Source organism: Kitasatospora sp. NPDC043949 (genome assembly GCF_056435365.1).
This window is the reverse complement of record NZ_JBWKEQ010000047.1, coordinates 45,823-52,915: the sequence shown is the minus strand read 5'-3', so window position 1 is coordinate 52,915 and position 7,093 is coordinate 45,823. Positions and strand designations below refer to the sequence as shown.

Here is a 7,093-nt window from a genome sequence, read left to right as displayed (position 1 = left end):
GAAGAGACGCACAGCGGGGGACAGGCCCCTCCCTTTTGTCACAAACCCCTTCCCCCCCCCCCACGCCTCCCCCCCCCCCCCCCCCCCCCGACCCCCCGCCCCCCCCCCCCCCCCCCCCCCCCCCCCCCAAGACCGGCCTGCTGGACGTCCTGGCCGGCATCGTCACGATGGCCACCCACCGGCCGGTGGTCCGGGTCGGCCGGATGGCCGGCCAGTTCGCCAAGCCCCGCTCCAAGCCGACCGAGTTCGTCGGGGGCCTGGAGATCCCGGTCTTCCGCGGCCACCTGGTCAACAGCCCCGAACCCGACCCGGAGCTGCGCCGCCCCGACCCGCGGCGGCTGCTCGGCTGCTACTGGGCGGCGGCCGAGGCGATGACCCACCTCGGCTGGTCGGATCCGGACCGTCGCTCGCCGCTCAGCCCGCCGGTGTGGACCAGCCACGAGGCGCTGCTGCTCGACTACGAAATTCCGATGATCCGTCAGATCGGTTACACCGAAAGCCTCTTGACGTCCACACACTGGCCGTGGATCGGCGAGCGGACCCGCGACGTGGCCGGCGCCCACGTCACGATGCTCGCGTCCGTGGCCAACCCGGTCGCGTGCAAGGTGGGACCCGGCATGGCACCCGAGGAACTGCTGGAGCTGTGCGCGCGGCTCGACCCGCACCGCGAGCCCGGGCGGCTGACCCTGATCGCCCGGATGGGCGCCGAGGTCGTCGCCGACCGGCTGCCCGCGCTGGTCAGGGCCGTCCGGGAGGCCGGCCACCCGGTCATCTGGCTCACCGACCCGATGCACGGCAATACCGTCACCACGCCCGGTGGGCTGAAGACCCGCTTCGTGGAGACCGTCGTCCGGGAGATCCAGCACTTCCAGTACGCCGTCCGCTCCGAGGGCGGCGTGGCCGGCGGCCTGCACCTGGAGACCACGCCCGACGACGTCACCGAGTGCGCCCACGACGCCTCCGGGGTGGCGCACGTCGGCGACAAGTACACCAGCTTCTGCGATCCCCGGCTCAACCCCGGCCAGGCCATCACCGTGGTCTCCGCCTGGGAGGGCTGACCCGCCGGGCCCGGAACGGCGCCACACACCACCACACCGAGAGCAACCGAGAGCAACCGAGCAACCGAGAGCAACCGAGAGCAACGGGCCGGCCACGCGTCGGCCCCGAGGGAGGTCCGGCAGTGACGAACACGATCGCCCTGGTCACCGGGGCAGCAGGCGGCATCGGCGCGGCCGTGGTCCGCGCCCTGGCCGAACAGGGCACCGCGGTGGCCGCGGCGGACCGCGACGAGGAGGGCCTGCGCAAGACCGTGGCCGCCCTCGCCGAGGAGGGCCTGCGGGCCGAGGCCTACCCGGTGGACGTCAGCGACCACCGCGCCGTCGACCTGCTCGTCGACCGGGTGGAGCGCGAACTCGGGCCGGTGGACCAACTGGTGAACGCCGCCGGGGTGCTGCGCCTCGGCGAGGTCCGGGACTTCTCCGTCGAGGACTGGACGGCCACCTTCGCGGTCAACGTCAACGGCGTCTTCCACGTGTCCCGCGCGGTGGTCGACCGGATGATCCCGCGCGGGCGCGGCGCCATCGTCACCGTCGCCTCCAACGCCGCCCGCACCCCGCGCACCGAGATGGCCGCCTACGCCGCTTCCAAGGCCGCCGCGACGATGTTCACCAAGAGCCTCGGCCTGGAGGTCGCCAGGTACGGCATCCGCTGCAACCTCGTCGCCCCCGGATCCACCGACACCCCGATGCTCACCTCGATGTGGCACGACGAGTCCGGCCCGCAGGGCACCCTGCACGGTCGCGCGGACGCTTTCCGGGTCGGCATCCCGCTCAACAAGCTGGCCAGCCCTGCCGACATCGCCGCCGCCGTGCTCTTCCTGCTCTCCGACGCGGCCGGCCACATCACCCTGCACGACCTCACCGTCGACGGCGGCGCCGGCCTCGGCGCCTGACCGGCCCGCCCAACTCACCATTCCCCCAGGAGAGTCCACCGCATGGCAGGCATTCCGACCATCGAGCCCTATCCGATGCCGACCGCGGGCGAGCTGCCCGACAACATCGTGTCGTGGACCGTCCGCCCGGACCGCGCGGTGCTGCTCGTGCACGACATGCAGCGCTACTTCCTGCGCCCCTTCCCGGCGGACGAGGCACCCGGCCGGGAGCTGCTGCACAACGCCGCCCTGCTGCGCCGCCAGGCCGCCGAGCTCGGCGTGCCGGTCGCCTACACCGCCCAGCCGGGCGGCATGACCACCGAACAGCGCGGGCTGTTGCTGGACTTCTGGGGCCCCGGGATGCGGATGGACCCGGTCGACCGCGAGGTCGTCGAGTCGCTCGCCCCGGCCCCCGGCGACTGGCTGCTCACCAAGTGGCGCTACAGCGCCTTCTTCCGCTCCGACCTGCTCCAGCGGATGCGCGAGGAGGGCCGCGACCAGCTGATCCTGTGCGGCGTGTACGCCCACGTGGGCGTACTGATGACGGCCGTCGACGCCTTCACCAACGACATCCGGCCGTTCCTGGTCGCCGACGCCGTCGCGGACTTCTCCGCCGCCCACCACCGGCTCGCCCTGGAGTACGCCGCCGCGCGCTGCGCGATGCTGATCACCGCCAAGGAGACCTTCGCATGACCGACCGGACGACGGGCCGGGCGAGCGGGCGGACGACGGACCGGACGACCGAGGAGCTGCTGCGCCGGGTGCTCGCGGAGCGGCCGCCCGCCTTCGCCCTCCTGCACCGGCCCGAGACCACCGGCCCGGGCACGCTGGACGTCCTGTTCGGCGAGGTCGCCACCGCGGACACGCTGGACGGTGTCCCGCTGGGCCCCGAGCCCGGCCGCCCGGGCCCGGAGGTCCTGGTCCTGGTCCCGTACCGGCAGATCGCCGAGCGCGGCTTCGAGGCCCGGGACGACGGTGCCCCGCTGCTCGCCATGACGGTGACCGAGCACGCCACCGTCGACCTCGGCGAAGCGCTGGCGCTGATCCCGGACCGGCCCACCGAGCTGACCGGCGCCCGCTTCGACCTCGGCGACGAGGAGTACGCCGACATCGTCCGCCGGGTGGTCGCCGAGGAGATCGGGCAGGGCGTCGGCGCCAACTTCGTCGTCCGCCGCACCTTCCTGGCCGAGATCAGTGACTACACCCTGCGCGCCGCGCTGGCCTTCTTCCGCCGGCTGACCGAGCGCGAGGCGGGCGCCTACTGGATCTTCGTCGTGCACACCGGGGAGCGGACCTTCGTCGGCGCCAGCCCCGAGCGGCACATCAGCCTGGCCGACGGCGTCGCCGTGATGAACCCGATCAGCGGCACCTACCGCTACCCGCCCTCCGGCCCCACCCTGGCCGGCGTGATGGACTTCCTCGCCGACCGCAAGGAGGCCGACGAGCTCTACATGGTGGTCGACGAGGAGCTCAAGATGATGGCCCGGATCTGCGAGGGCGGCGGCCGGGTGGTCGGCCCGTACCTCAAGGAGATGGCCCGGCTCGCGCACACCGAGTACCTCATCGAGGGCCGAACCGACCGCGACCCGCGCGAGATCCTCCGCGAGACGATGTTCGCCCCGACCGTCACCGGCAGCCCGCTGGAGAGCGCCGCCCGGGTCATCCGCCGTTACGAGCCCGCCGGGCGCGGCTACTACAGCGGCGTGGCCGCGCTGATCGGCCGGGACGAGCGCGGCGGGCGCACGATGGACTCCGCGATCCTGATCCGCACCGCCGACATCGACACCGCCGGCCGGATCCGGATCGGGGTCGGCGCCACCCTGGTGCGCCACTCCGACCCGGCCTCCGAGGTCGCCGAGACCAGGGCCAAGGCGGCCGGGCTGCTGGCCGCGCTGGAAGCCGGAGGCCCGCGCACCTTCGCCGGCCACCCCCGGGTACGGGCCGCGCTGGAGCGGCGCAACACCGTCATCTCGGATTTCTGGCTGGCCGAGGACGCGGACCGCGGCCGGCGGCTCGCCGAATTCGCCGGGCGCCGGGTGCTCGTGATCGACGCCGAGGACACCTTCACCGCCATGATCGGCCACCAACTCCAGTCACTCGGGCTTGAAGTGACGATTCGTCGGTTCGACGAGCACTACGCCTTCGACGGCTTCGACCTGGTCGTGATGGGCCCGGGGCCGGGCGACCCGCGGCAGGCCGACCACCCCAAGATCGCCAGTCTGCGCGCCGCGGTGGCCGAGTTGCTCGCCCGGCGGCGCCCGTTCGTCGCGGTCTGCCTCAGTCACCAGGTGCTGTCGACCCTGCTCGGCCTGCCGCTGCGCCGCCGGGACGTCCCCAACCAGGGTGTCCAGCGCGAGATCGACCTGTTCGGCGCTCGTGAGCGGGTGGGCTTCTACAACACCTTCGCCGCCGTCAGCCCGCACGACACGGTCGACGTGGACGGCGTCGGCACCATCGAGGCCGTCCGCGACCGGGAGACCGGTGAGGTGCACGCCCTGCGCGGCCCGCACTTCGCGTCCATGCAGTTCCACGCCGAGTCGGTGCTCACCCAGGACGGCCCCCGGATCGTCGGCGGCCTGATCGCCGAGGTCCTCCGTGCCGGGGCGATCCTTGCCGGGTAGTCTCCGGGAGACCGCACGGGAGAGGGGCCGACAGGATGGGCGATGACCGCGCCACCGGCGAATGGGGAGCGGAACTGCTCGACGTCGGGGCCTACCTGGCCCGCACGGGCGTTTCCGGTCCGCTGCCCCCCGAACCCGGGACGCTGCGCCGGCTGCACCGCGCCCACCTGCTGGCCCTCCCGTTCGAGAACCTCGACATCCCGCTCGGCCGCGGCGTCCCGCTCGACCTGGACCGCGTCCAGGCCAAGCTGGTCGCCGGCGGCCGCGGCGGCTACTGCTTCGAACAGAACCTGCTCTTCGCCGCGGTGCTGGAACGCCTGGGCTTCCAGGTCACCAGGCTCGCCGCCCGCGCCCTGCTGAACGCCGGCCGACCGCTGCCACGCACCCACCTGGTGCTGCTGGTGACGGTCGGCCAGGCGCGTTTCCTCGCCGACGTCGGCTTCGGCGACAAGGGGCCGCTGGAGCCGCTGCCGCTGACCGACGGCGCCCTGGCCGAGCCCGACGGCTGGACTCACCGGCTCCGCCGGGTCGGCTCGGAGCCGGACTGCTGGGTGCTCGAACTCCTTTGTCCCGACGGGTGGTTGCCGCTCTACCGGTTCGAGACGGGCCTGCCGCTGCACCAGGTCGACTGCGTGGTGATGAACCACTACACCTCCACCCACGAGCGCTCCCCGTTCACCGGCCGGGCCTACCTGTCCAAGATCACGTCGCAGCGCCGGCTCTCCCTCGACGGCCGGCGGCTGGTCGTCGGCCGCGCCGACGGCACGACGGAGGCCGCGGACCTCACCGACGAGCGGTACGCCACCGTCCTCGCGGAGGACTTCGGTGTCCGGCTCGGGCCCGGGGACCTGCGGTCCGTCCTGCGGAGCCTGCCGGCCATCGGCTCCTCCTGACACGCGTCGGCCCCGGCGGGTCTCACGACACCGCCGGGGCCGACGCCTTCCTCGGCTCAGGCCTCCTCGGCCGCGGCCAGCTCCCTGGCCAGCTCCAGCCGCTTCACCTTGGTCGTGGCGGTGTGCGGCAGTTCGTCCAGCCGGCGCTGCACCGGCGGGGCCAGCGTGGGCAGGCCGGCCACCGCGCGGTTCCAGCGGGCGAGGTCGAGCGGCTGGTCGTCCCGGGTGCAGACCACGGGCACCGGGGCCTTGTCCCCGCCGGGCACGATGATCACCTCCAGCAGCTCGGGCAGCCGGGTGAACAGCTTGTCCTCCAGGTCCAGGGTGCTGTTGATCCCCGGGATCTCGTCGACCTCGCGGTCCAGCAGATGCAGGCAGCCCCACCGGGTGCGGTAGCCGAGGTCGCCCATCCGCCACCAGCCGTCCCGCGAGAACTGGCCCTCGAAGCGCTCCCGTTCGCCGAAGTAGGTGACGATCTGCCCGCCGCTGCGCACCTCGATGTGGCCGGGGGAGTCCTTGGCCACCGGCCGGCCGTCCCGGCTGACCACCCGGACCTCGGTCATCCCGGGGAAGGTCCGCCCGACGCAGCGGCCGTCGGCGCCGCTGCGGCGGTGCCGGGTGTAGGTGCGGGCGGCGATGGCGCCGGTCTCGCTCTGCCCGTACGTCTGGGCGAAGAACGGCAGGCTGCGCTCGGACGCGCCCAGCAGGGTGTCGACCGTGCGCGGGTGGATGGCGTCGAAGGTGTTGCTGAAGCAGCGGACCTTGGCCAGCGGCTTCGCCGGGTGGTCCGCCAGGACCTCCCAGCTCAGCAGGGTGTTGGGGTGGGACTCGATCACCCCCGGGGGGATCCGGGCGAACAGCTTCGCGACGTGCTCCGGCTCGTCGTCCCGCAGGATGATCATGGGATGGCCGCGCAGCGCGAACAGCGCGGCCCCGCTGATCATCCGCGAGTGGACGAAGGAGACGTGCACGGCGATCGGCTCGTGCCGCCCGACCGGGGCGAGCAGCACCGACTGCGGGCGGCAGCGGGCCTGGATCGTGATGCCGGTCTGGACGGCGAGCTTGGGCAGGCCGGTGGTGCCCGAGGTGTGGGTGATCAGGGCCGGCCGGTCCTGCGGCATGGTCACCGGCGCCACCCGCTCGACCCCGGCCAGCCCGGCCAGCGCGGTCGCGCCCGGGAACTCCCCGGTGGCCACCAGCACCCGCTCGGTCAGGTCGAACACCTCGGACGGGAGTGCCTGCTCCAGCTTCGCCGCGTCGGTGAGCAGCGTCGGCCGGGACAGTCGCCCCAGCAGGCGGGCGACGGTGGCGCCGTCCAGCTTCGGGGACAGCAGCACCGGTACCCCGCCGACCCGGGCGACGCTGTAGGCGAGCAGGGAGATGTCGAAGCTGTCCGACTTGTGGATCACCACGTGCGAGCCGGGGCGGACCTGGGAAGCCCACAACCGGGCGGCGAAGTCATCGACCAGGTCGGCGAGTTCGGTCAGGGTGACCCGCCGGCCCAGCTCCGGGGCGATGTCGAGGTCGTGGTCGAGGTAGACCGGGCTCGCCGGGTGACGGGCGGCCGCGCGGTCCCAGACCGTGCCCAGCCGGATGCCTCGATTGCCGACGCGTTGCAGGAACATGCTCCTCTTCCCCTTCGGTTGGTC

General features: G+C 73.3%; 6 protein-coding genes. 5 read left to right on the top strand and 1 reads right to left on the bottom strand.

Features of this window, described 5'->3' with window-relative positions; genetic code table 11:
• The 5 genes from AC07AL_RS30090 to AC07AL_RS30070 form a co-directional block, all read left to right on the top strand.
• Positions 1 to 1,058: 3-deoxy-7-phosphoheptulonate synthase (locus tag AC07AL_RS30090; protein ID WP_478318900.1), on the top strand; the 1,058-nt coding region annotated here is incomplete at its 5' end.
• Between the two features lie 122 nt (positions 1,059 to 1,180).
• Positions 1,181 to 1,951 (top strand): 2,3-dihydro-2,3-dihydroxybenzoate dehydrogenase, encoded by a 771-nt coding sequence (locus AC07AL_RS30085; protein WP_363587042.1) that lies wholly within the window; start codon positions 1,181 to 1,183, stop codon positions 1,949 to 1,951.
• A 42-nt stretch (positions 1,952 to 1,993) separates the two neighbouring features.
• The gene (locus AC07AL_RS30080; RefSeq protein WP_478318898.1) at positions 1,994 to 2,623 is read left to right on the top strand and encodes an isochorismatase family protein; all 630 of its coding nucleotides are present in this window, start codon (positions 1,994 to 1,996) and stop codon (positions 2,621 to 2,623) included.
• Positions 2,620 to 4,551, top strand: coding sequence for an anthranilate synthase family protein (locus tag AC07AL_RS30075; protein ID WP_478318896.1), 1,932 nt, complete (start codon positions 2,620 to 2,622; stop codon positions 4,549 to 4,551). Before AC07AL_RS30080 ends, AC07AL_RS30075 begins: the two co-directional genes overlap by 4 nt.
• Before the next feature lie 35 nt (positions 4,552 to 4,586).
• On the top strand, positions 4,587 to 5,444 hold the full coding sequence (locus AC07AL_RS30070) for an arylamine N-acetyltransferase family protein (RefSeq protein WP_363587044.1): 858 nt from the start codon (positions 4,587 to 4,589) through the stop codon (positions 5,442 to 5,444).
• A gap of 56 nt (positions 5,445 to 5,500) precedes the next feature.
• Here the strand turns inward: AC07AL_RS30070 and AC07AL_RS30065 are convergent, their stop codons facing one another.
• Positions 5,501 to 7,069, bottom strand: a complete 1,569-nt coding sequence (locus AC07AL_RS30065) for a class I adenylate-forming enzyme family protein (RefSeq protein WP_363587045.1) — start codon at positions 7,067 to 7,069, stop codon at positions 5,501 to 5,503.
• Positions 7,070 to 7,093: the final 24 nt, after the last annotated feature.